This window comes from Bradyrhizobium huanghuaihaiense, from assembly GCF_025200885.1.
GTDB classification, from domain to species: Bacteria; Pseudomonadota; Alphaproteobacteria; order Rhizobiales; family Xanthobacteraceae; genus Bradyrhizobium; species Bradyrhizobium huanghuaihaiense.
Window position 1 is genome coordinate 8,755,753 of the sequence record NZ_CP104172.1, and the last position, 22,026, is coordinate 8,777,778.

The 22,026-nt window shown below is 60.6% G+C and carries 19 protein-coding genes and 2 pseudogenes; 6 read left to right on the forward strand and 15 right to left on the reverse strand.

From position 1 onward, the window contains the following. Positions 1–21 precede the first annotated feature (21 nt). From N2603_RS40845 to N2603_RS40865, 5 genes and pseudogenes are all read right to left on the reverse strand, one after another. Positions 22–1,785, reverse strand: a complete 1,764-nt coding sequence (locus tag N2603_RS40845) for a relaxase/mobilization nuclease domain-containing protein (protein WP_260424396.1) — start codon at positions 1,783–1,785, stop codon at positions 22–24. A 559-nt stretch (positions 1,786–2,344) separates the two neighbouring features. Further along, a pseudogene (locus tag N2603_RS40850) lies at positions 2,345–3,432 on the reverse strand (IS110 family RNA-guided transposase). A 283-nt stretch (positions 3,433–3,715) separates the two neighbouring features. Beyond that, complete coding sequence (locus N2603_RS40855; RefSeq protein ID WP_425248959.1) at positions 3,716–4,396, reverse strand: lytic transglycosylase domain-containing protein; 681 nt, start codon at positions 4,394–4,396, stop codon at positions 3,716–3,718. Positions 4,397–4,548: 152 nt separating this feature from the next. Beyond that, positions 4,549–5,061, reverse strand: a complete 513-nt coding sequence (locus N2603_RS40860; protein WP_260386631.1) for a S26 family signal peptidase — start codon at positions 5,059–5,061, stop codon at positions 4,549–4,551. Then, on the reverse strand, positions 5,058–5,522 hold the full coding sequence (locus tag N2603_RS40865) for a DUF2840 domain-containing protein (protein ID WP_260386632.1): 465 nt from the start codon (positions 5,520–5,522) through the stop codon (positions 5,058–5,060). The genes N2603_RS40860 and N2603_RS40865 overlap by 4 nt, the downstream gene beginning before the upstream one ends. Positions 5,523–5,800: 278 nt before the next feature. Here N2603_RS40865 and N2603_RS40870 point away from each other — a divergent pair, with 278 nt between their 5' ends. Further along, on the forward strand, positions 5,801–6,850 hold the full coding sequence (locus tag N2603_RS40870; protein WP_260386633.1) for an IS110 family RNA-guided transposase: 1,050 nt from the start codon (positions 5,801–5,803) through the stop codon (positions 6,848–6,850). A 587-nt stretch (positions 6,851–7,437) separates the two neighbouring features. Here the strand turns inward: N2603_RS40870 and N2603_RS40875 are convergent. The 5 genes from N2603_RS40875 to N2603_RS40895 form a co-directional block, all read right to left on the reverse strand. Beyond that, positions 7,438–8,319, reverse strand: a complete 882-nt coding sequence (locus N2603_RS40875) for a replication initiator protein A (RefSeq protein ID WP_260424398.1) — start codon at positions 8,317–8,319, stop codon at positions 7,438–7,440. A gap of 22 nt (positions 8,320–8,341) precedes the next feature. Beyond that, positions 8,342–8,623 carry a helix-turn-helix transcriptional regulator gene (locus tag N2603_RS40880; RefSeq protein WP_008561544.1) on the reverse strand — a complete coding sequence of 94 codons (282 nt, stop codon included), beginning with the start codon at positions 8,621–8,623 and terminating at the stop codon, positions 8,342–8,344. 133 nt (positions 8,624–8,756) lie between these two features. Continuing rightward, positions 8,757–9,266 carry a DUF2285 domain-containing protein gene (locus N2603_RS40885; RefSeq protein WP_260386634.1) on the reverse strand — a complete coding sequence of 170 codons (510 nt, stop codon included), beginning with the start codon at positions 9,264–9,266 and terminating at the stop codon, positions 8,757–8,759. A gap of 67 nt (positions 9,267–9,333) precedes the next feature. Next, positions 9,334–9,528 carry a transcriptional regulator domain-containing protein gene (locus N2603_RS40890; protein ID WP_260386635.1) on the reverse strand — a complete coding sequence of 65 codons (195 nt, stop codon included), beginning with the start codon at positions 9,526–9,528 and terminating at the stop codon, positions 9,334–9,336. 165 nt (positions 9,529–9,693) lie between these two features. Continuing rightward, positions 9,694–9,966, reverse strand: a complete 273-nt coding sequence (locus tag N2603_RS40895; RefSeq protein WP_260424399.1) for a DUF2285 domain-containing protein — start codon at positions 9,964–9,966, stop codon at positions 9,694–9,696. A 208-nt stretch (positions 9,967–10,174) separates the two neighbouring features. Between N2603_RS40895 and N2603_RS40900 the strand changes: the two genes are divergently transcribed. After that, complete coding sequence (locus N2603_RS40900; protein ID WP_260386636.1) at positions 10,175–10,402, forward strand: helix-turn-helix domain-containing protein; 228 nt, start codon at positions 10,175–10,177, stop codon at positions 10,400–10,402. A 64-nt stretch (positions 10,403–10,466) separates the two neighbouring features. Here N2603_RS40900 and N2603_RS40905 read toward each other — a convergent pair. After that, a pseudogene (locus N2603_RS40905) lies at positions 10,467–10,718 on the reverse strand (DUF736 domain-containing protein); the annotation flags it as partial. A 723-nt stretch (positions 10,719–11,441) separates the two neighbouring features. Here N2603_RS40905 and N2603_RS40910 point away from each other — a divergent pair. After that, on the forward strand, positions 11,442–12,362 hold the full coding sequence (locus N2603_RS40910; protein ID WP_260386637.1) for a LysR family transcriptional regulator: 921 nt from the start codon (positions 11,442–11,444) through the stop codon (positions 12,360–12,362). A 225-nt stretch (positions 12,363–12,587) separates the two neighbouring features. On the opposite strand, the gene N2603_RS40915 is transcribed toward N2603_RS40910, so the two are convergent. The 3 genes from N2603_RS40915 to N2603_RS40925 form a co-directional block, all read right to left on the reverse strand. Continuing rightward, positions 12,588–13,451 carry a pirin family protein gene (locus tag N2603_RS40915; RefSeq protein ID WP_260386638.1) on the reverse strand — a complete coding sequence of 288 codons (864 nt, stop codon included), beginning with the start codon at positions 13,449–13,451 and terminating at the stop codon, positions 12,588–12,590. Positions 13,452–13,691: 240 nt separating this feature from the next. Beyond that, positions 13,692–14,141, reverse strand: a complete 450-nt coding sequence (locus N2603_RS40920) for a YybH family protein (RefSeq protein WP_260386639.1) — start codon at positions 14,139–14,141, stop codon at positions 13,692–13,694. 146 nt (positions 14,142–14,287) lie between these two features. Next, on the reverse strand, positions 14,288–15,694 hold the full coding sequence (locus N2603_RS40925; RefSeq protein WP_260386640.1) for an alginate export family protein: 1,407 nt from the start codon (positions 15,692–15,694) through the stop codon (positions 14,288–14,290). 755 nt (positions 15,695–16,449) lie between these two features. Here N2603_RS40925 and N2603_RS40930 point away from each other — a divergent pair. Together N2603_RS40930 and N2603_RS40935 are read left to right on the forward strand one after the other, a co-directional pair. Beyond that, complete coding sequence (locus tag N2603_RS40930) at positions 16,450–18,228, forward strand: amidohydrolase (RefSeq protein WP_311741585.1); 1,779 nt, start codon at positions 16,450–16,452, stop codon at positions 18,226–18,228. 250 nt (positions 18,229–18,478) lie between these two features. Beyond that, positions 18,479–19,246: an enoyl-CoA hydratase/isomerase family protein gene (locus N2603_RS40935; RefSeq protein ID WP_260386642.1), complete on the forward strand. Its 768-nt coding sequence runs from the start codon at positions 18,479–18,481 to the stop codon at positions 19,244–19,246. Positions 19,247–19,649: 403 nt separating this feature from the next. Here the strand turns inward: N2603_RS40935 and N2603_RS40940 are convergent, their stop codons facing one another. Next, positions 19,650–20,237: a TetR/AcrR family transcriptional regulator gene (locus N2603_RS40940; protein ID WP_260424400.1), complete on the reverse strand. Its 588-nt coding sequence runs from the start codon at positions 20,235–20,237 to the stop codon at positions 19,650–19,652. 152 nt (positions 20,238–20,389) lie between these two features. Between N2603_RS40940 and N2603_RS40945 the strand changes: the two genes are divergently transcribed. Beyond that, entirely contained in the window at positions 20,390–21,796 is a 1,407-nt protein-coding gene (locus N2603_RS40945) for an amidase (RefSeq protein WP_260386643.1), read from the forward strand. Positions 21,797–22,026 lie beyond the last annotated feature (230 nt).

The following is a 22,026-nucleotide window of genomic DNA, read 5'->3' on the forward strand; positions in this document are numbered from 1 at the left end:
GCAACTGAATTGGAGAGATTGCTAGAGGCCGAGGTCGCGCTTTCGACCAAAGGCCCATTCGACACCGCCGCCGTCCTTTATGACGCCGGTGACGTGCTGGCCGAGCCTCTTTTCGAGCTCGCGCGACCAGGGCACGAGCTGGAAGCCGAGCCCGTTGTCGATCATGGCGAAGCGCCCCGAGCTGAGCGTCAGCCGATGGCGGTACGTGCCCGCCACATGCTCCCCGGACGCGACGTTCACATGAGGCAGGCTGGTGTCGGCCGAGACTTTTGAAGCCACCTCGTCCAGCTCGCGTCGGCGCAACGTGTTCAGGAGGTCGCGCTGCAGAATGACGCGCTGTCCCTGCCGTCGCGCCAGACCTTCCTGAACCAGATGCTCGGCGCGCGCTTCCATGGCGTTGCGGGTCTCTCGGCCGAAGCCAACCATCGCGAGCGGCATGGGATCTCGGTCAACCAGCCTGTGGTCGAGCCAGGTGGCCCCTCTCGCAGTGATCTGCTCACGGAGATCGAGATCGGAACGGGTTGCGAGCACTACGGTTGGCCGCGGATCGCCGGCTTGACCGAAGCGTCGGACTTCAACGATACCGCCCGCCGGCGGAGCATGTTCGAAAGCCTCTAGGCCTCGAAAGCGCACGTGGTGCGCTCGTCCATCTGTCCCATCGATCAGGGCGTAGGCCTCGCCGGTCAGTTCGTCATGCAGTCCTCGGTCGACCAGTCGTCCGATGATCTGAGATGTCGGCTGTTCACCCTCGATGACGTAGTCGGAAATGCCGCGAGCTTCTCCGCGCTCGGTGAAGGCGCGGTGCATGGTCTTGATGATGTCGCCGCGCATGCCGAGGTCGCGCAAGCTGCGCTCGGCTTCCAGCCCGACCATCCACTCCCCGGGCGCGGCGGATGCAGCAAGGCCCATCTTCTCCAGGTGCTGAAGGCGACCGATCATCAAACGCCTGATCTCAGGATCGGACTTGCCGGGATTCTCTGGGCGAAGATCGATATAGCCGGTCGCATCGGCCGCCAGCCGGATCTCCCGATCGAGCCGCGTCCATCGCTCCGCCGTAACTTCCGTCTCCAGCGAATTGCGGATCTCGTGCTCTGGTTTTGGTCCCAGTTCGATGGCGACCAGTTCCTCGGCGCGTGAGCGCAGGCCCTGGCTGATGTAGTCGCGGGAGATCACGAGATCCGTCCCTTCCTCATCTACTCCCCGAACGAGAAGATGAACATGGGGGTTGTCGGTGTTCCAATGATCGACAGCCACCCAATCAAGCCGCGTGCCGAGATCGGTCTCCATCTGCTTGGCGAGATCGCGGGTGAAGGCCTTGAGGTCGGTCATGTCGCCGGCGCCCTCTGGCGAGACGATGAACCGGAAATGATGCCGGTCGTCCTTGCAACGTTCAGCGAAAGCCGCACCATCAGCCCGGTCGCCGCCAGCGTCGAAAATCTCGGCCCTCTCGCCGCTCCGGGTCACCCCATCGCGCTTCAAGTATGAGAGATGGGCGATCAGTGGTGCTGAACGGAAGGCTCGTCCCTTGTGGCGAACGACGCGCGCCTTCACCACGACGCGCCGTGTCCGACTGAACAACCGGCTGCGATTAAAAGCGAGCCGGCCGCGGCCGAACGTCGAACGTCCGTAGAACGCAGAACGCCTGCCGGCCGCCACCTGACCAGAAGTGTGACCGGCCTTCTTCGCGGCACGCAGCACTTGGTTGATGAAGCTCTTGGGCGTCGGCGCGCGGGTGCTGCGGATACGCCCGGGCCGAATGCGCAGATCGCTATCGCCGGCGGTCATGGCCGAGCCTCTAACAGCATTAAAACAGCTACAGTGCCGAAAATGCCCTTGATCACATTGTTCAAAGCGCAAGGCGCGGCACGCGCCCCGACCGACCGGCACGCCAGAACACAAGCCATGTCAATGGCTTGCGGTTCGACCGGCGAGCCCCTTTTATCTCGCCCTCTTAATCGGTCGTCTCGTCCGCTTGATCTCACCCATTCTCGCTTCCTTTCTCTTTTGCGACAAGGCCCTCTGCGCCACGCTTGAACGCGATGCGCCACAACAGCCGCGAGTCCCGGTGCGCCGTGCACTCTTCCGCGCTCATCGACGGCGTAAGGTCGCTGCAGCAAGGCAGCGGGGATGCCGTCGCGTCGCAATTTTCCCTCGGCATGACGGAGCCACATCACAGGCACTCCGGCGTGGTCCAGGCTGCACGTCACGTGCGTGGCCACAGGCAAGATAGCGTGCGTTCCGTCGTCGTTGATCTGCACCAGGTCTCTTCCGCTGTCGCGGAGCTCCGTGTTCAAAATACTACTACGCTGATCGGGTCATTGATCTGCAATCGGATCGCGTTTAGTCATGCATGGGCTCCGAGCAGCTTGCGTTCCTTGGCGGCGGCACGTGCGCTCACGTCCGCTTGGGATGCAGCCGGATCGCCACAATAAAATGTGCCGTCGATCCACATCGCATGCATGATCACCGCAAGCTTGCGTGCCACCGCAACGGTCGCCTTGCGATGGCTCGTGCGTTTGGCGATCGCAAGCCCCCAGGTCTTGACTTTGTCCTTGCGCTTAAATCGGGTCAGCAACGCGCTGGCCGCCTCATAGAGCGCCCGCCGCACGTCGGCATCGCCGGCCTTGCTGATCCGCCCCTGCACGTCGATCGACGAGCCGGACTGCCAGCGCCGCGACGTCAGGCCAAAATAGGCCGCCACATCGCGCGACCTTTTGAAGCGCGGCGGATCATCAACCGCTGTCATGAAGCTCAGGGCAGCCACCGGCCCGACGCCGGGAATCTGCATGAAGCGCCGGCACAATTCATGGCTCGCCACCAGCTTGACCACGAGATCGTGCAGCAGCAGTACTCCTTCCACAGCGCGGCGCGCGCGTTCAGCATGGCATCGATCAGCTCGCTGACCAGCGCATCGCCCGCCACCGCCTCGCGCACGGCCTGCGCGAATCCGCCGCGGCCAACATGACTCAGGCGAATGCCAAACACCTTCAGCGAATGCCGAATCGCGTTCTCCAGATCGAGAAACTTGCGCTTCAGATTGCGCCGGTGCGTCAGCAATAGCCGCAGCCGGTAGCACGCTTCGCTCTTGATATGCGCCTTGCGGAACCAGCCGGTGCGCATCAAATGCGCTAGGCCGAGCGCGTCCGTCCGGTCGGTCTTGTTGCGCTGCGCCTTGAGCGCGGCGCGCACGTGGAAGGTCTCCAGACAGATCACCGGCAGGCCGAGCTTGAGCAATTCCGGATGCAGCCAGGGCGACAGCGACCCCGCCTCGTGGCCGAGGCGGCGCAGCCGGCCGAGATACGGCTTCAGTGCTGTCTTGATCGCATCCGGATCGGTCACCACCGCAACCTCCAGCGCTACCTGCCCCTTGTCATCCACCACGCAGATTGCCGTCTCGTCCATGCCGACATCCAGGCCACAAAAGAATTCCATCACACGCCTCCCGCGTTGCTGAGGCGGCGCAGTTTGCGGGTTATTCATCGCGCAGACCACTTGCTCGGCCGCCGCAAGTCCCGGCGCAGACCGATTACGGGCGGCCGTCCTGCCGTCGTAGTCCTCCGCCCGCCCCCGACTGTTTGCGGGCGCTTGCGATAGCGATCGTTACCCGAAGGGCCGAGACACCCGAAGGGTGGCTCGGTGAGGAGCGAAGCGACGAGTAGAGCGTGGGCCGAAGGCATCGCCCATACGCCGTCACCTTGCGAACCCGCCCACTTGGTCATTGCGATACCTCCGACTCCGATCGAGGGACGAACACGCCAACAGGTCGGGGAACCACGTGCGAAACATCGGGCCCTGAAATTGCGGTCATGACACGACTGGACGGCGTGAGCGCCGGCAACCGATCGCGCGTTTTCATGAGATCGGATCGCGTGACGAACAGCGTCGCTGCTGCTGATGACTGTCGGCTGGACGTCCACCTCGCCGGCAGTTCGATGGCAAGCAGGTTTGCAAGCCTTGCGACGTATGCTCGCGTCTCGTCTGGCAGAGAGCGGCCTGCGAGATGCTCCTCATAGCGAGAGGGTCCTGCGTTGTACGCAGCAAACACGCCAGGCGAGCCATACCGATCCAGCAGTTCGCGCAAGTACGCCGTGCCCGCCAGAATGTTGTCGTGCGGGTCGTAGGGGTCGTTCCCGAGATTGTAACGCTCGCGCAGTTCCGCCCAAGTCGCCGGCATGATTTGCATCAGGCCCATTGCGCCTTTTGGCGATCTGGCGTGCACGTCACCAGCACTCTCAATGCTTTGGACTGATCGGATCCAGTTCGGCGCGATCGCAAAGCGTTGTGAGGCTTCATTGATGAAGCTGGCAAATGAGTGAGCGTTCTGACTGATCGCCGGCTGGGCGGCTGATCCGCTCTGGGCGGAAGCAGCACTGCCACACGCGGTCAGCAGAAGCATCAGGGGCACGACAGCACAAACGCGCGTGCCCAACCGACCCCAGCACGCGGTCGGGCTCGCGCCAGCCTTGCAGACATCGATCGAGACGGAGGAACGGACCCGCAATCGATCGAACAGAGGAATCGCGGGACGAATATGTCGAACAGGCACGATCACTCCTCCCAGGTCCACACCGGCATCGCACGGCCGATCACGCTAGATGCCGGAAGAAATCCAAAATACCGACCGTCAAGAGAGTCGTCCGACTGCCAGTTCATGAGAAACAGCTCGCCGTCGCCGACGACGCGGCAACCCTGCCATTTCGGCAGCGGCCTGCCTCGTCCGTCGTGATCCCTGGCCTCGCCCACCGCCACGTCGTCGACCGAAATCGCACGGCCGGTTCTGCAAACACTCTGCCCCGGAAGAGCGAGCACGCGCTTCAGCATGGGGACGCCAAGGGGCAAATAGCCGTTAAGGTCGAGGAAGGTCGCGAGCTGCTCCGGCGGCTGCACGGCGACCAATTCGGTGACTTGGAATTGGTCCGCCGGTCGGAGGCGGTAGAGACCGATCGGCACGCTCGCGGATGCATTCCAGATGTAAAGCGGAAGCGGCTCCAGGATGATCGTCGCGACGAGCGCAGCAACAACCCAAATCGACATGGCCAGCATCATCAGGCGGCCATTCATCGCATCACCTTTTGGCGATGAAGCCAGGCCTGATGACGCGCTTTCGTATACGGGCGTGGGTTTTCGTTGACGGACAGGCGGTTATGAACGTGGTGCCAATGATCAGGCGCGACATCAGCTGGATCGATGCCGAGTGCCTCGACGGCATCGGTCATTTGCAGCACGCGCTCGACCTTCGGCCAACCTGACAGCCGCAACAGAATCTCACCGCCGGGTGTCACATAAGGAACGGTCGAGCAGCGCTGTCCCGGAGCGACCGCCCGCAGGATGTCGATCCGCGAAATGTTCGTCCCAAAGTCGTTCGAGGTCCAACGGACGAAGGCAAAGATGCTGCCGGGTGCAAATGACAGGACACGCCGGTGGGGATCAAGCTTCCGTTCCTTGACAAGGCGACCGAACCGAATCCGGTTTTCAATGCGCTTCTCGAGCCACAGAACTTCCACTTCCGTGAGATCGCTCATGCCGCGGCTCCCCTACGCTCAGACTGGGAGCCGTTCGCTTTGGCGGCGGGGAAGTGCGTGTACGGCTTGCGAAGGCCAGCAGGACGGACGGGCCGGCTTTGCCGGCCACCTCCCATGCGCTTTGCGGCCCGGTCCGTTAGAAGAAATCCGAAGGATTTCTGGTTAGCCGGGGTACTGACCGGTGCCCCCTCGCCGGCCGTGCTGCTGCGAAAATGCTTCACAACGATTCGCGAACGGAACGCATGGGGCGGTCCGGCGGTCGGCAGCGGAGGCGAACGATGGACTTCTATGCAGGGCTCGACGTGTCGCTGGAGGCGACGAACATTTGCGTGGTGGACGGCGAGGGCAAGGTGGTCCGGGAAGCGAAGCTCGAGACCGATCCGGATGCGATCGAGCTGTTTTTGGCGGAATGGGACATCCACCTCAAACGCGTCGGGCTGGAGGCGTTCTCGTACAGCGCCTGGCTGTTCACGGCACTCAGCGAAAAGGGCCTCCCGGTGATCTGCATCGAGACCCGCCACGCCAAGGCGGCGCTGAACGCGATGCTGAACAAGACCGATCGCAACGACGCCAGGGGCATGGCGCAGATGATGCGGACCGGCTGGTTCCGTGCGGTCCACGTCAAGTCGGAAGCCGCGCAAACGCTGCGGGCGCTGCTGGTCGGGCGCAAAGCGATGCTCGGCAAGGTGCTGGATATGGAGAACATGATCCGTGGCCTGCTGCGGCCGTTCGGTCTCAAGGTCGGAGAGTTCTCGGTCGGACGTTTTGACGCGCGGGTGCGCGAAATCATGGCCGGGAAGAAGGAGCTGGAAGCCATCGTCACACCGCTCTTGGACGCCCGGGCTGCGATGCGGCTGCAGCTTGCAAAACTGCAGCGCCTGGCGCTGGCGGCGGCGCGCAGCGACAATGCGGTGCGGCGGATGATGACCGTGCCCGGTGTCGGCGCGCTCGTGGCGCTGACATTCCGCGCAACTGTCGATGACGCGGCGCGATTCAAGAAGTCGACCAACGTCGGCGCGCATTTTGGCTTGACGCCGCGGCGATACCAATCCGGACAGACCGACCGCATCGGCAGCATCTCCAAATGCGGCGACGAGCTGACGCGGGCGATGCTGTACGAGGCCGCGATCGCGATGCTCACGCGCATTCCGAAGAATTTTAAGCTGCGGCTCTGGGGCCTGCGGCTTGCCAGGAAAAAGGGTCTGAAGCGCGCGGCAACCGCGGTGGCGCGCGCGCTCGCGGTGCTGCTGCACAAGATCTGGATCAGTGGCACCACTTTCCGGTTTGGCGCCGGCGGCAAGCGCGGCCGGGCCGCTGCGGCGATGTAAGGGCCTCCGCGACGCGGCCGCTTCCACGCGCGCCTTCTCCTTCCGCCACGGCGGAGCGGCGTCTCCCGAGGGGACGGGGTTTTGGGTGAGATCGCAACTTTTCTTGCCGGCGGCTTCATGACGGCGTTTGAAGCCATCAAGCACGGCGCTGGTTAGCCTGACCGCCCATTCCTCAGATTCCGGCTTGTGGTGGCAATCGTGCCAACCACGGATGTTAGCGAGTTCTCCTCGACGAGCGAGCGGCCGCAAAAGGATGTGACGCGCATCAGGCGATGATGTTGACGTCAGTGATCGCGCAGACTTGCGCGCGATCGCGTTGGCGCGCGTGCATTGGCAACAACAATCGTATTGCAGCGAAGCTTTGCGCGTGAGAGAGTGGATGCATGAGGCATCCTCAAAGCACGCGCGGCCGACTTGTTCACAACGTACTGATTCACAACAAGAAGTTAGTGTCAGTATGTTAGTAAAGTTAGAGCAGCTGGAAAGCGCGGAGAAACAAGCTCTTAAGCTCGATTTCGGTCCCCGATAGCACGAGGATCGGGTCCCCGATAGCACGATGGTTGCGGTCCCCGATAGCACGAGCTGATTCACAGGTTGTCCTCCGAATTTGGAATGAGACCGCGCCGGCGCAGGCGTGCCGTTAAGGGATCGACAGGCGTAGGCGCGAAGTTCAGCCGCTCGGTGCCATCAGGATCGCGCGTGAGCACGAGCTGATAGCCGGGCAATGTCTGACGCTGGACGATCTGACGAACGTCGTAAGCAAAATGCTTGAGCGGCGAAAGGATGCCGGACTTGGCATGGAGGTGCAGAAGATCAAAACTCCAGCCGCCATCCTGGCGTCCACCGTGCTTGCGCACGAGCCGGTAGAGCCACCGCTCAAGGCCGCCTGTCAGATCGAAATAAGCCCGGTCGATCGTCAGCACGAGCGCGTCGTCGATGACGCCGGCATAGAACCAATCAGGCAGAATCAATTCGCGTCCAAATGGACGACCATTTGCATCGGCCGTCTCCTTCCACTCGTTGATCCAGGAGAAGCGATGCCGCCGCCGTTCTGCCGGCTGTCGGATCGACGTCAGCACAGTCGTTGACTGAAGTCTGTCGAGACCGGCCTTCAGCCGGTCATAGTCGCGGGCGCTCGTCCCGCGCCCGACAAACGTTAGGATCTCATAAGGCGTCGCAGCCATCAGGCGCGACGTCTTCAGGCCGGCGTCACGTGCTTCGACGATCTGCGAGGCGGCCCAGATCAGAACGTCTGCATCCCAGATGGTCGCCATGCCGTGTTCCGGCACGGCTTCGACCCGAATGGCGATTGCACCGGCACGGAAGTCGATCGGCGCGGTGCGCTTGGTCTTTGCCAGCGAGAAGAACGGGTATGCCATCAGATCCTGCGCATCGCGCGGCGCGAGATCACCGGGCAAAGCGCGAAAGAGCTCAAGCTGCTCGCGCTCGGAATGGTGTTTGCGCCGCATGGTCACTGCTCTCGCACGGCGATCAGCGTCGTTCCTGGCCCGCATACGGGCGCAGCGCGGGATGCTTCTTGGCCGGCAGCACCGTTCCCTTGCCGGGATCGGACGTCGATGTCTTGGCGCCGCGGTCGGCCCATGCTTTCAGATCATCGACGGCGTAGACAACACGTCCGCCGATCTTCCGATACGTCGGTCCAGTACCGTACGTGCGGTGCTTCTCGAGCGTGCGACCGGACAGGCCAAGATAGCGCGCGGCCTCAGGTGTACGCAGGAAGCGCGGGGGAAGACCGGCCATCGGATCGGGCATTGGAGAACTCCAGGAGGACAGCGCACTACGCTTGGCTAGGCCGGCGTGTGTGCGGTCATCATGGAGCAGCAGGATCTCGGAGGGGGATGCCGAATGTTGGGGATGCTATTTTCGGCACCCCTTGGGGACTGCGCTACTCGTCCCTGCGCCCGGGCCGCAGGAGTTTGCGGTAACCACCGCGCATCAACGCGAGGCCGCCTTGCACCAGTCGGATTGTTCGATTGCGCAGATCATGCGTCTTCCAACCACGATCGGGGATGCGTTTTTTGTCGAACAGCGCTTCGGCGACAACGCGATAACTGCCGCCAGCGCTATGCGCATCGAGCGCGCGGATCGCCGCGCTCAGGCGTTGGCGCCGCTGTTTAGATAATTGATGAAATGCAAGCCCCGGCGCGCGTCCATTCATCGCGCGCCACAGCCGGCGAGCTGCATACGCACGCGCGTCGAAATCACCGTCAAACGGCAGATCGGCCGCATATGACGCGCCAAGCACCGGCGGCTCTTTAGACCAAACACGATGATCTACCGCACCGATGTGCAACACGGCATGCCAGCCGTCGACGGCGCGGCGCACCTGGCCAACTGTAAGGTCAAGCAGAGGCTGAGACGCCGACCCGAGATCGGCCGTCGAGGCAACCGTCACCGGAACGACCGTGGCTAGAACCTCAGGCGCCCAAAAGATCGTCTGCTCGTCGAAAGACCTCTGCGGGTCATGGGCGAAAGCAGATGCCCCATTTCCTCCTGAATTCGTCAGTCACTTCGCCGTTCGGACTGTTCGCAATCATCACCTCGTACTCACGCCGATAGTCGGCATTGCGGCGGAGACATTCCCAGGCGATGTCGGTGACTTCCGCTTCTTGTAGGCTCTTGTAGGATTCCGGCGACCGCCAGTCGTATTCAGGCATTGCTTCCGCCCCATTGCACACAGCTAACAACGATTGCGGCGCAATAGGTATGAACGAGGCAGTTGTAGGAAGCCCCTAGTTTGGCACCACGTGGTGCACCGGAATGACCACTCGCTATCAAAAGAAAACCGTTCTGCCTGCAAGTCGTCACCCGGCGATTTTCTTCTATTCCGAGCCGGAGCCACGCAAGAGTCGCCCTTGCTCAGTGACCCATTTGGCGCGAGCAAGATGACTCTGATATGCGCGCCGCGCACGGTCCGGCTCTCGGTCGGGGTCCATATGCAAGACCACTCGAGCCACTTCGCGCCAGTCGGCCCCCTCACCTTCGGCCTGCAGAAGGCGCATGTACGTTACGACATGCTGTTCGTCATAGGCCGTCAACGTCGGCTCGTTCGGCGCGGTGTCAGCTATGTTTGGATCTAGGGATGGCTTCTGCATCATACCCGCTTTTAGAACGCCTATAAGCTACGCCATGGTTTGGTCGCAATCCAGACTCCGTTGCCGTTGGAATCCTGGATAGTCGTTCGGTAGATCGGCGGCCGAGCTCGGTCGCGCACGTGCCGCAGCCACAGTCGATAGCATGTTCGGACACGAATAGGAACGATCGTTCCTAGAACGATCGTTCCGGCTCAGTTCCCATATCACCATGGATCTCAAAGAGATCATGGCTGTGAACCTGCGTCGGAAACGCCACGATCTACAAATGACGCAGGAGGAACTGGCCGAGCGCGCGGGTTTAACCGCCCGTTACGTCGGCGCCATCGAGCGCGGCGACGTATCAGCAAGCGTCACCGTGCTCGGGCAAATTGCTGAAGCATTGGGGGTCGAACCGGGGGACCTGCTCAAAAAGGCTGCGCGGCTTAGCAAATCGTAGGCCGCCTCAGGCCTGCCGCGAAGCGCCCCGCCCGGCGGACCGGACGGGGCTTGGTGGGGCGCTCTTACTCGCCGGTCTTGCGCGGCCGCGACCACAAGAGATTGTAGCCTTCTCCGCCTTCGTCATCGAACAGGTTCGCCTAGATTGGAGCGTTGAAGGAGGGGTCGTCGAGCTTGAGCGAGAGGTAGTCCCGGCCCTCCTCGGACCGCTTCGACCAGGCGGCCCCGATCTCGGCCCGGCCCACGTAGATGCGGTGGCTAGGGGCGTTGTCGTTGGAGCGGTTCGTCTCGGCGGCGATGCGGACGCCCTTGGCTTGCTGACGATCTCGCCCTGGAAAGCACCGAAGGCCCTGGTCGGCGCGCACAGCCACCGAGCTCGACGGCGAAGATCATGATCAGCGCTGCCGTCGTGCAGCAAACCAACCACCGCCGCTGCGTGCTCAAATCGATCCCCATATGGCCGTGATGTAGACAGCTTGTCAGCGCGTCACGGATCAGCAGCGACAACCAACGTTTCATCACGATCATCGCTTGCCGAAAGCCAACCGAAATCAACCAAAAGACGTTGCCAGAAGCATAGGTGGAAGGTGGTCACCCTCGGCGCAACGAGGCGAGCGTCGTAGAGTCGAGGTAAGCTAACTTGGTTGAGCCCCAGCCGATAGTTCACTCACCAGGAACGCTGTGTCCTGGATTTGCCAACATCGGCACTTTGGTGTGGTACGGTCAATGGTGCTCTTCAGCGGCCCTTCCGTCGCGTTACAACTTGGACGGTCTGTGCTCGTGCTGGCCGATCAACAACCTTAATTAGTTGTCGGAACTCCCTCGCTGAAATCGGGCGAGATTGCCGCGTTATCGGCATTCTTGGCTTCAGATGAGCGGAGGTTCACGGCTAGGCGCACGATCTTCGCCGTTATAGGCGTACGTCACGATCATTATTTTGATACACTGTGTCGCATTATTGAGAACCGAGTTACGCGTCTGCTTGCGCTAGTACTAGCTAAAGAAAGACTCTGTCGTGCAACCAGGAACGGACTATCGCTGTGGAAATCGAAGACTTGCGTACTTTTGTTGAAGTTGCCGACGCGGGTGGCATCACGCCCGCTGCGAACAGGCTTGGCGTTTCCAAGTCTGTTGTAAGCAGACGACTCGCGCGACTGGAAGACAGTTTAGGTGTTCAACTAATGGCTCGTACGACGCGTGGTGCCGGTCTAACGGAGGCCGGGATTACGTTTCGGGACTACGCGTCCAGGGTTTGCGCTGAGATCGATCAGGCAAAGGAGACGATCTTGCCCGCGGGCAATCTTCTCGGTCGACTGCGCATCGCCGCTCCGTTGTCGTTCGGCCCGATCCACTTTGCTCCGGTTTTCGCGGAAATGGCGCGGCGCCACCCGCAATTGCACATTCAGACGAGCTATAGCGACAGGTTTGTGGATTTGATCGCAGAGGGCTTCGATTGCGCAGTTCGTGTTGGCCGCATGCCGGACTCGAATTTGCTCGCGCGCCGAGTCGGCCCGATCCAAGGACGATTCGTCGCGAGCCCGGACTATATAGAAAAGTACGGAGCGCCGGAGACCCCCGAGGAGCTTCTCAATCACGAGGCCCTGATGCAGGGGACCGAGGCGTGGCACGTTGTAAGTGGTGACGAAACTATTTCGATCAATCCACGTGGCAGATTCAAAGCGGACAATGGAGTGGCTCTGGTAGCCGCAGCTCTAGCGGGAATAGGCGTTGCCGTACTTCCGGACGGGCTTATGACGGAGCATCTTGCTTCAGGGGCGCTCGTACCGGTCATGACACGCTATCCGATCGCTCCCGCCGCAATCTACGTCGTTCGGCCACCAGGGCAGCAACAGCCGTCGCGGAAGATACGTTTGCTAACTGAGTTGCTTATCGAATGCTTTGGACAGGAGCAGCACGCGACGGGGGAGCAAAGCCCGAGTGGTCGACCTGACGATAGCTGACTCAAGAGTAGCTGTACGTGCCGTGGAAGAATGATCTCGCGCCGCCGGCGGCGAAGCCGAGTCTTTTCTCGTATAGCTTTGAAGTGTTATCGATATCGACGGTTCAGCCAGTTGTTGTGAGCTGGGCAAAGACCATTGAGGCTGGGTTCATCGATGACGGTAGGCACCTGGCCTGATAGATGCATGGATACGCTGATCGATCATATCGGCAGAGGGCAGAGCTGGTCATTCCGGCAGAGGTATGCATTCTGCATCGTCGGCATCAGGCAATTTCATCTTTCCTGCCTTCCAGTCCGAAGCCGCTTGGGCCAGCCTGTCCTTCGAAGACGACACAAAATTCCAGTAGACGAACCGTTCGCCGACCGGCTCACCGCCCAGAACCATCACCGCGGAATGTTGCAACGCCCGCAGACGAGAAGCGGAGCGGTTCAGTACGAGCATCCGCCCGGCTTCGTAACGCGATCCTGCCAATTCCACAGCGCCGGTCGCCACATAAATCGCACGCTCCTTGTGGCCGTCAGGAATTTCCGCGGTCGAGCCCGGCTCCATGTCGAGATGAGCATAGAATAATGGAGAATGGGTTTGGGGGGCGGCCGTTAGGCCGTAGGCGTTTCCGGCGATCAACTGGCCGACGACACCTGCTTCGTTCCATTTCGGCAATTGCCCTTCGGAGTAATGGGAGAACGCCGGAGCTTCCTCCTCATACTCCTTCGGAAGTGCGACCCAGGCTTGCAAGCCGTGCAGACGATCGCCCTGCGCACGCGCGCGCTCCATTCGCTCGCTGTGTGTGATGCCCCTCCCCGCCACCATCCAATTGACCTCCTGAGGCCTTATCACCTGTTCATATCCGAGACTGTCGCGGTGCACGACTTCGCCGGCGAAGAGGTAGGTCACCGTGGAAAGGCCGATGTGCGGATGTGGCCGGGCGTCTACGCTACGATCGACGCCGGGTGCCAGATCGACCGGTCCTAAATGGTCGAAGAAGATGAAAGGTCCAACCATGCGCCGTTTCGTAAAAGGCAGCACTCTGCCGACTTCGAAGCCCCCGCCGAGATCGCGGCGACGTTGCTCGATGATCATCTCAATCATGCAATTAGTTCTCAATCTTGTCGACGGATGCGAGCGTGACGGAACAATCGTGAAATCCTTGCCGAGGAAACCGACAGCCTATCGTTCGCATGAGACTGTCGGCCTCCTTGTCGACGTGGTAGCGCTAGATGCGTGTCGCTGTGTCGCACGATGAGGGACGCAGCGGAGTGTGGGGGATCGATTCCGCTCAGATCACTCCATCGGCATCGTTTTGCATGCCGTGCATCGTGCGCAGGCCGATTATCGAGGAAGTGGGAGCGTCGTCGCGAAGGAGTAGCGCGCGATCTTCCACGCGTCATCACGGCCTTTCTCGCCTCTCTGGAAGATGAAGAGTTCGTGGTTGGCATCGGGCACACGTTGATTGATCGCCTTCACGGTTACGTGCCCATTCGAACTCGTTCGGACGAAAGCCCAATTAGGAGCGACCTGCACGACTTCCTCGACGGTCAGCTCGGTATCGAAGGTGATCGTCTGGAAGATGCCATTGTAGGCGGCCCGGATTGCATCGGCGCCGACGGTCGAGGGATTGTTCGGGGCCATAAACACGCCGTCTGGCGCGAATAGGGTCAAGACCGCGCCCGTATCCGATGCATTCAATGCCTTTTCGTAGGCTTGCAGTACCTTTTCGATGTGAGATTGGACCGAAGCAGCGTCGGCCGCAGTATGCGTGGACTTTGCGAGTTTTTTCATGAGCTTGTGTCGCCCTTATGGTTCGATTTGATGCGGGCGAGACCTTATGTTGCTCCCAGTCGGCGAACTAGTCGGAGAGTTTGCCAAACTGTGTCGCCGTTTTCGGAACGCCGTACGAAGTTGTGCAAGATGGATCGCATCCTTTGCTAGAACCTGAAGTTCGACATGAACGCAATCATCGTTATGGTACGCGCAGGTCCGGTGTCCGCTATGAAGCGTCCAGGTTCGAACGCGCTCAACGACGCCGACAGGTTGAGTTCAGCCGTGGCTTGCCAGCCAACCGAGAATTCCAGGAGATTTCCGATGAAGCGGGCGTCGCTGCCTTTGCTGCTTCGTACGAGGTTTCCCGCGATCCCGTAGATTCCGTCAGTCGTGCTTTGCCGCCAGTAGGCGCCGCCGGTGAGGGAGACCGCGATCTCCCTTTTTGGATAGACCGTAATCGTCGGCCGCAGCTGGACGAGGTTGCGCGGTCCGATTGGAGAAAGTGCGCCGAAATATTTGCCCCGCGGGAAAAGTGGGTTGAACGTCCCGAGTTCGTGGTCATCCGGGTTTCTATCGCCCGAAATGACGTCGGTGGTAAGCCGGACTTCGGGTTGGAGGGGCGCCTGAAGGAAACGATAACCGAATTCGCCGCCGACACCCCATGCTGCCACGCGGTTATATCCGAAAGTGCCTGTTTGCACGGCGCCTTCGAAATTCCAAAACCATGCGCCTGTGTCTCCGAACAACCTCGTGCCGAAAGTATGCACCAGCTCCCTGCCGCTACCCTGGTCGAAGACTGCTTCGCGGTCCAACAAACCGAGGTAGTAGACATCGAAACCGATCGACCGGTTCTCGTTCAGCCACTGAGTTGCGTATGTACCCCAGAACGACTTTTGGCTCGATGTACGATCATCGAAATCTCTCGGGTAATTATCAACCGGCCGGGCATATATCAGGGTGACCTGCCGGGTCGGCGCCGTCAGAATCGCGTCGACCGCGTCAAAGGCCCGCGGAATGTTGGGACCGTAGCGGGTATCTGTGAAACGGCCGGCTCCGAGCGAGATCATTTTTCGACCAGCGGAGGTACTCACCGTGGTGCCGACCCCGAGCTTGAAATCAATCTCGCCGAACGCCTGCAGCATGTCGGCGCCGGTCGTGTCTGCAGGCGTCAGAACGCGATCGGTTCCGGTGATTCCGGAGACGATCGGCTGCACGAAGAACCTGACTTGTCCTGAATGCAGATTGGCATAAGGCATGAACCTGTTCCAGATATAGGCATCGTTCGGTGCCGATCCCCAACCAATGTTGGTATATCCCTCGTAGCGTGAGCGGGCTTCCAGGCCCGTCGAGAGGTAGGCCGCTCCGCTATCGTCCAATCGAATGTACTTGAACGGTTCTGTCCAATGACCGGTCCGCTTGGATGGGTCCGCGAGATAGGACCAATCTTCCAAGTACCGCTCGTTCGTCAGCGTGGGCGCTCGCTCCACGTCATTTCTGGCCTGCGCCCGTGCGAGAGAGGTCGTTGCAACGATCGCGGACGCGCACACGAGACAAAAGTAGGTCAACTTCATCGGCAAGTGAGGATCATGAGTAGGATGGGCTATGTTCTTGCTGCCGGGGCCGCAGCGGCGACATCCCAAACATCGCCGCGTGGTCCGCGCTTCCGGATGAGGACGGCCTTTCTTGTCACTCTCGGCTGCCTCGCGGTAGGTCAGCAATTTGAGACGCTGCGTCGCAAAAGCTGAGACGCCAAAAGCGAAAAGCGAAATTCTGCATTTCGTGCATATCGCGGAGTCGAGTGAGAAGCGCGCTCCATTCCGGGCGTCTGATGCCTGTCGATAGCGAGCCAGGCTCGAGGACGGCTACGGCGAAGAGTTCTCACGGAAAGCATGCGCGGAGCAGGCGCTCCAGGATCCGCGCCCTTTGACGTATGCGGCTTTGCGTTAGTTTGCAGCGTCGGTTGCCGGTCCGTTCCCAATTCCGAGACACAGTGTGCCACGACGGGTAACTACCCGCGCACGAAAGGCGATGGTACCGCCGATCTCGGCAACGTCATGAGGACGTATGTCTTACAGCAAGCCAACTTTTGACGACGGCGCGAGGCTTCGGACGGCACTTTCAGCGCATGGAATAGGGCGTAGCGCATCGAGGCTTGGATGGGCTGATCGCGGTGAATTGCGATCGGCAAACCATGGACGTCGATGCACGGCATCCCGCTTCCTGCGGTGAGGAACTTGCAATGACGGACGCCGTCAAGCGGGGCCAGCCGACTTAGAAGCCGCCGAACGGGGGTAACGTGATCAGAAGAACATTAACCGCATTTGCGATGGTTCTGTCGTTGTCTGCGAGCCACGCACAGACCAAGCAAGATGATCCGGGCGCCGACCTGATCGTTTTCAACGCGAAAATCTCCACCGGCAATCGAGGACAGCCCGAAGCATCGGCCCTGGCCGTGAAGAAAGGCCGCATCTATTCCGTCGGATCCAATGCGGAAATTCTTGGTCTAAAAAATTCCGAGACCAAGGTCATCGACGGGCGGAGCCGAAGGCTTATACCTGGAATCATCGATGCCCATATCCACGTGCTCAACGACAGCGGTTACATTTACAATATTCGGTGGGACGGCGTTCCGACGCTCAAGCGGGCGCTGGCCATGCTGAGCGAGCAGGCCGCTCGCACTCCAAAGGGGCAATGGGTCAAGGTGATCGGAGGTTGGTCACCCTATCAATTCGAGGAAAACCGATTTCCTACGCTGGAAGAACTGGGCAAGGCCGTGTCCGACCGGCCCCTCATCGTGCAGTATGCTTACAACCGCGCCTTCTTGAACAAGCAGGCCATCGAAACCCTCGGCGTCAGCACGGATCGGTTCCCTAGATTGCCGGACACCGAATTTGAAAAAGACAGCAACAGCAGGCCCACGGGCGTGGTCTACGGCAACACCTGGACTTTCGTTGCCTTGGAGACCATGGTTCCCCAGTTGACGCCCGACGAAGAAGTGAGTTCGTTGGTCTATAGCATCCATGGTCTGAACCGGTTCGGCGTCACCTCGATCGTCGATAACGGTAGCAGGTGGGGATACCCCAGGGCCGCGGAGATCGTGGACCGGCTTGCTCGAGAGCACCGTCTAAACGTGCGCATGCCGTTCGTCGTCCTGCAACTCGGCGACGGCAGCCACCCTGTGAATATGGTGGATGCACAGCTGGATGCTATCACGAAAACGGCGCCGATTAGCCCCGGTCAGAATCTGTATCCTGCACTGGCACATGGCCATGAATACCGTGGCGCCGGCGAGGTGCTGCAGGCGGAAGTGCACGATCACGAAAACTTCGATCGTCCGGCGATCGTAGTCGATCCCGAGAAGATGAGGCGCCTGGTCGAGCAGGACGTAAGGAAGCTGGTCGAGCGACGCATGCCGTTCCGCGAGCACATCAGTTACAACGAGAACATTACCCCGTTTCTCGATGCTCTGGAAAAGCTCAACGAAGAGATACCGCTCGACGGCCTGCGATGGAGCATCGAACACGCAGAGACGATAAGCCCGGAAAACATCGAACGGGTAAAAAAACTAGGCGGCGGCATTGCCCTCGACCACAAGATGGCGCTGCACGGAGATGCTTTCATTCAAAGCCACGGTCGCGAAGTGGCTCTGCAGACCCCGCGTCTGCGGATGCTGGTGGACAGCGGGATCCCGCTGGCCATGAGCACCGACGCCTTTCGTGCAGCCTCGTTCAACCCTTGGATCGGCATAAGCTGGATGGTGACTGGCAAGTCCGTGTCCGGATCGGAAATCCTTGCGAAAGACAATCGTCTCTCCCGTGCCGAAGCGCTTAAACTGTTCACCAATGGTGCAGCATGGTTCATGAACACCGAATCCGAAATGGGCTTGATCGCCCCGGGAAATCTCGCGGATTTCGTTATTCTCGATAGAGATTACTTTTCCGTACCGGAGGATCAGATCAAATCGGTTTCCTCTGTCCTGACTATCATGGACGGAAGGGTTGTTTTTGGTAAGCAGGACTATAGTGCGCTATCTCCAAAACTTCCCGCGGCCCTTCCGAGTTGGTCCCCCGTCAAATACTTCGGGACCTATTACGGAGAAAATTGAGGCCCGCCGGACTTCAACCAACTGCGTGGCATCCGGCCGATCCCCGGATGCTACGCTGGCCCTCAAAGTCTGGCATCCAGATAGGAGATATTACCCATGCCTCGATCTCCGCAAGGAACCGGACGCGCTAGTTGGAGCTGGAAAAGAGTGAATTCGTTCGTTCTGAGCGCGGCGATTCTCGGGATCGGCGCGTTCGCTAATGTGATCGGGGAGCTGAGCGGTGGTGATCATCGCGAATAGGGAGCGACGTATGAACGATGAGACGTTTGCTGTCGGGCCGGACAATCGCTACGCCAAGTATGCGAGGCTTCAATTTGACTGGCCCCAGCCGCGGGTCTTGCGGGTGACGATGTCGAACGGCAAGATGAACTCTGCCGATGAGAAGATGCACGGCGAGCTCGGTATGGTTTGGCGGGACATCGACAGCGACCCGGCCGTCTCAGCCGTCATCCTGACCGGTGCCGGCAAGGCGTTCTCAGCGGGTGGCGATTTCGCGATGATGGAGCGTATCATCGACGATCACAACACGCGCATCCGGAACTGGAAGGAAGCCCGAGACATAGTCTACAACGTCATCAACTGTTCCAAGCCCATCGTCAGCGCAATCAGGGGACCTGCGGTCGGCGCCGGTCTCGCTTGCGGCTTGCTCGCGGACGTTTCCATCGTCACCAAGACGGCGCGCATCATCGATGGGCATACGAAGCTAGGCTTAGCCGCAGGCGATCACGCGGCGATGGTGTGGCCGCTGTTGTGTGGAATGGCGAAGGCAAAATACTATCTGTTGCTGTGCGATCAGCTTCTGGGCGAAGAGGCGGAGCGGATCGGCGTCGTATCGATGTGCTGCGAAGACGACGAACTGGACGCCAAGGCGGTCGAAGTCGCAGGCCGTCTTGCTGCAGGCCCCCCAGCGCCATTCGCTGGACGAAATACGCGCTCAACAACTGGCTGCGCCAGGCCGGGCCGTTGTTCGATGCTTCGTTGGCGCTTGAATTCATGGGCTTTGCTGGACCGGAAGTGAAGGAAGGCCTTGCGGCTCTCGTGGAAAAGAGACCGACTGCATTTCGACCTGACTGTCCGCTCTGAAACGCGATCAATCAGTGGCACAGTCGGTTGATATCGGAGAAAACCGGTGTTCGACCCTGCCGTGGGGTGGAGTTTACCGGGTTTGATCGTGTAAGCAGAAGCCAATTACCAGCAAGTCTTTACGTCCACCCGTCCTTTTTGCCTCGTAGAATACGGTAGACTTTCTATTGTATTCGAGCCCGTCAGGGACGCAGCTCGCGGACGCGCGACTAGGGCGTGTACTCATTAGACGCCCCCCCGCTATGTCCGCTTCTCCCCCCGACAGCAGCGCAAACAGCCGAGCTTGCCTGACTTCCGGGTTGGGCCAAGAGCCGACATGTAGATCTGACGCGCGGGCTCTATGCCCGACGAGATCCTTGCTTTCCGCGCGGCAGGAGACCGGCCGCTCGATAGCCATCGATGAGTGCATCGAAGAGAGAGATGTCCGAGCGACTCCGTGCCATGAGTTGTGCACCCGCAACCGCCGCGAAGATCGAGCGGGCTCGGGCTTCGCTCTCCTTGCGTCCGACCAAACCCGTCGCGACAAGATTTCTGCTAAGCCACACGACGTTGACGTCAGCGAAGGCTTGGACCTCCTTCTGCACCTCCGCCGGCAGGTCGTCATATTCGGCGGACATGAAGCTGCAGAGGCACAAACGGTTGCCGCTCTCGAGCGATCTTCGGAAGATGCTGGGATATTCTTGTAGACGGCGCAGCGGATCCGCGAATTCGGACGAGATGGCATCCAGATCCGCAGCCGTATCTTCCCAATAGCGCCTCGCGACCGCTGCGCCGAGTTCAGCCTTGCTCGGGAAATGATGGTAGATGCTCGCGGCCTTGATGCCCACTTGGTCCGCGAGATCGCGGAAACTCAAGCCGCTGTAGCCATGCGCCTGCGCGGTCTGTCTGGCTGCCGCCAGGATGGCTTCCTTGGAACTTGAACTCATTTCAGTGCCTTGCCGCTTCACCAGGAACCAATTCATTGGGAACTACCTACCAAGTGACAGATAGGGACTTGACCGAGAAAAATAAAGACCTAAGTGCAACCTACCAAGTGGCAGGTAGGACCTGCCGCCCACCGAACAGTAGGGATACAGCCGTGACCAAAGAGATCATTTTTTCCGACGCAACCAAGCTGGCCGAGCTGATCCGCACCAAGGAGGTCTCGCCGGTCGAGGTCGTGCAGGCGCACCTGGATCGCGTCGCGGCGGTGAACCCGAAGATCAACGCGATCGTCACGCTCGCGGACGGTGCGCTCAAAGCCGCAATGGCGGCGGAGGCCGCGGTGTTGGCGGGCGATGAACTCGGCCCGCTGCACGGTGTCCCCTTCACTGTGAAAGACTCGATCGACACTGCGGACGTGGCAACCCAGCGCGGCTCGCCGATCTTCAAGGGGCGCGTTCCCGACGTCGACGCGACGAGCGTCGCGCGACTCAAAAAGGCAGGCAGCATCCTGCTGGGGAAGACCAACCTTCCCGAGTTCTCCTACTGGATCGAGAGCGATAACCTGCTCTCCGGCCGATCGAACAACCCTTGGGACGTGACCCGCACTCCGGGCGGTTCGAGCGGCGGTGAATCGGCGGCTATTGCGGCGAGCATGTCGCCGATCGGTCTCGGCACCGACCTCGCAATCTCCGTGCGCGGCCCGGCCGCGCAAACCGGCATCACCTCAATGAAGGCGACCCATGGCCGCGTACCCATGACCGGCATCTGGCCGCGCGCGCCGCGCCGATTCTGGCATGTCGGGCCGATGGCCCGCTCGGTTCGCGACATCGCGCTCGCCTTCTCGCAACTGGCCGGGCCTGACGGCCAGGACGCGTTTGCCACCAGCATTGGCCAGTTCGATGCGGGCATCGGCCGCCAGCCATACCGCCAACTCCGCGTGGGCTGGATGGTCGGACCCGGCTTCGGGCCAATCGATCCCGAGGTGGCGGCGACCGTTAAGGCCGCGGCCGAGGCCCTGAAGGACGTCGGCGTATTCGTTGAGCAGGTGAGCATCCCGGCGCTGGAGCGCGATTTCGCCCTCGACGTGTTCAACCGCCTCCATGTGATGGAGATGAAGCCCGCGTTCGCCGAGGCGACGGCCGGCCATGAGGACGAGATGTACAAGATGTCCAAGACCATGCTCTCGCTGCCTGACACGTCCATGAAGGACTACATCGACGCGGAGCAGGCGGCGGAGCGGCTGCGTGACGGCTACGCCGAGTATTTCAAGACATACGACGCGCTGATCACCCCGGTACTGCCGATCCCCGCCCACAAACATGGCGTTGTGGAGTTCCTCATCAACGGTCAGAAGGTGGACGCCACCTACCTCCAGGGCGCGACCGCGCCCCTCAACGTCACTGGCCTGCCCGGACTGTCGATGCGGTTCGGCACCAGCAAGGAACGATTGCCGATCAGCGTGCAGCTCGTCGGAAGCTGGCTCGCCGAGTCGACCATCCTGCATCTTGCGTCGCTGCTCGAAAGCGTGAGCACCGTGCGGGACCTGCACCCGGACCTCTGACGCACAAGAAGGTCGCCGACCAACGTGAATGCCGGCATCGTGCGACTACGTAGCGATGCCGGCGCTACCTGGATCAACAATCGACCGGCGTTCGGAGTTCGCGCCGTCTCATCGGTGCTCCTTTGGTCGCATCGTAGTCATTCTGACCAGTGGTCTGGAAGGTCGTCAGATTGAAGCTCGATAGTGTCGCTTGTGGGTCACAATGCGAAAAACTCAGATTGAGCAAATAT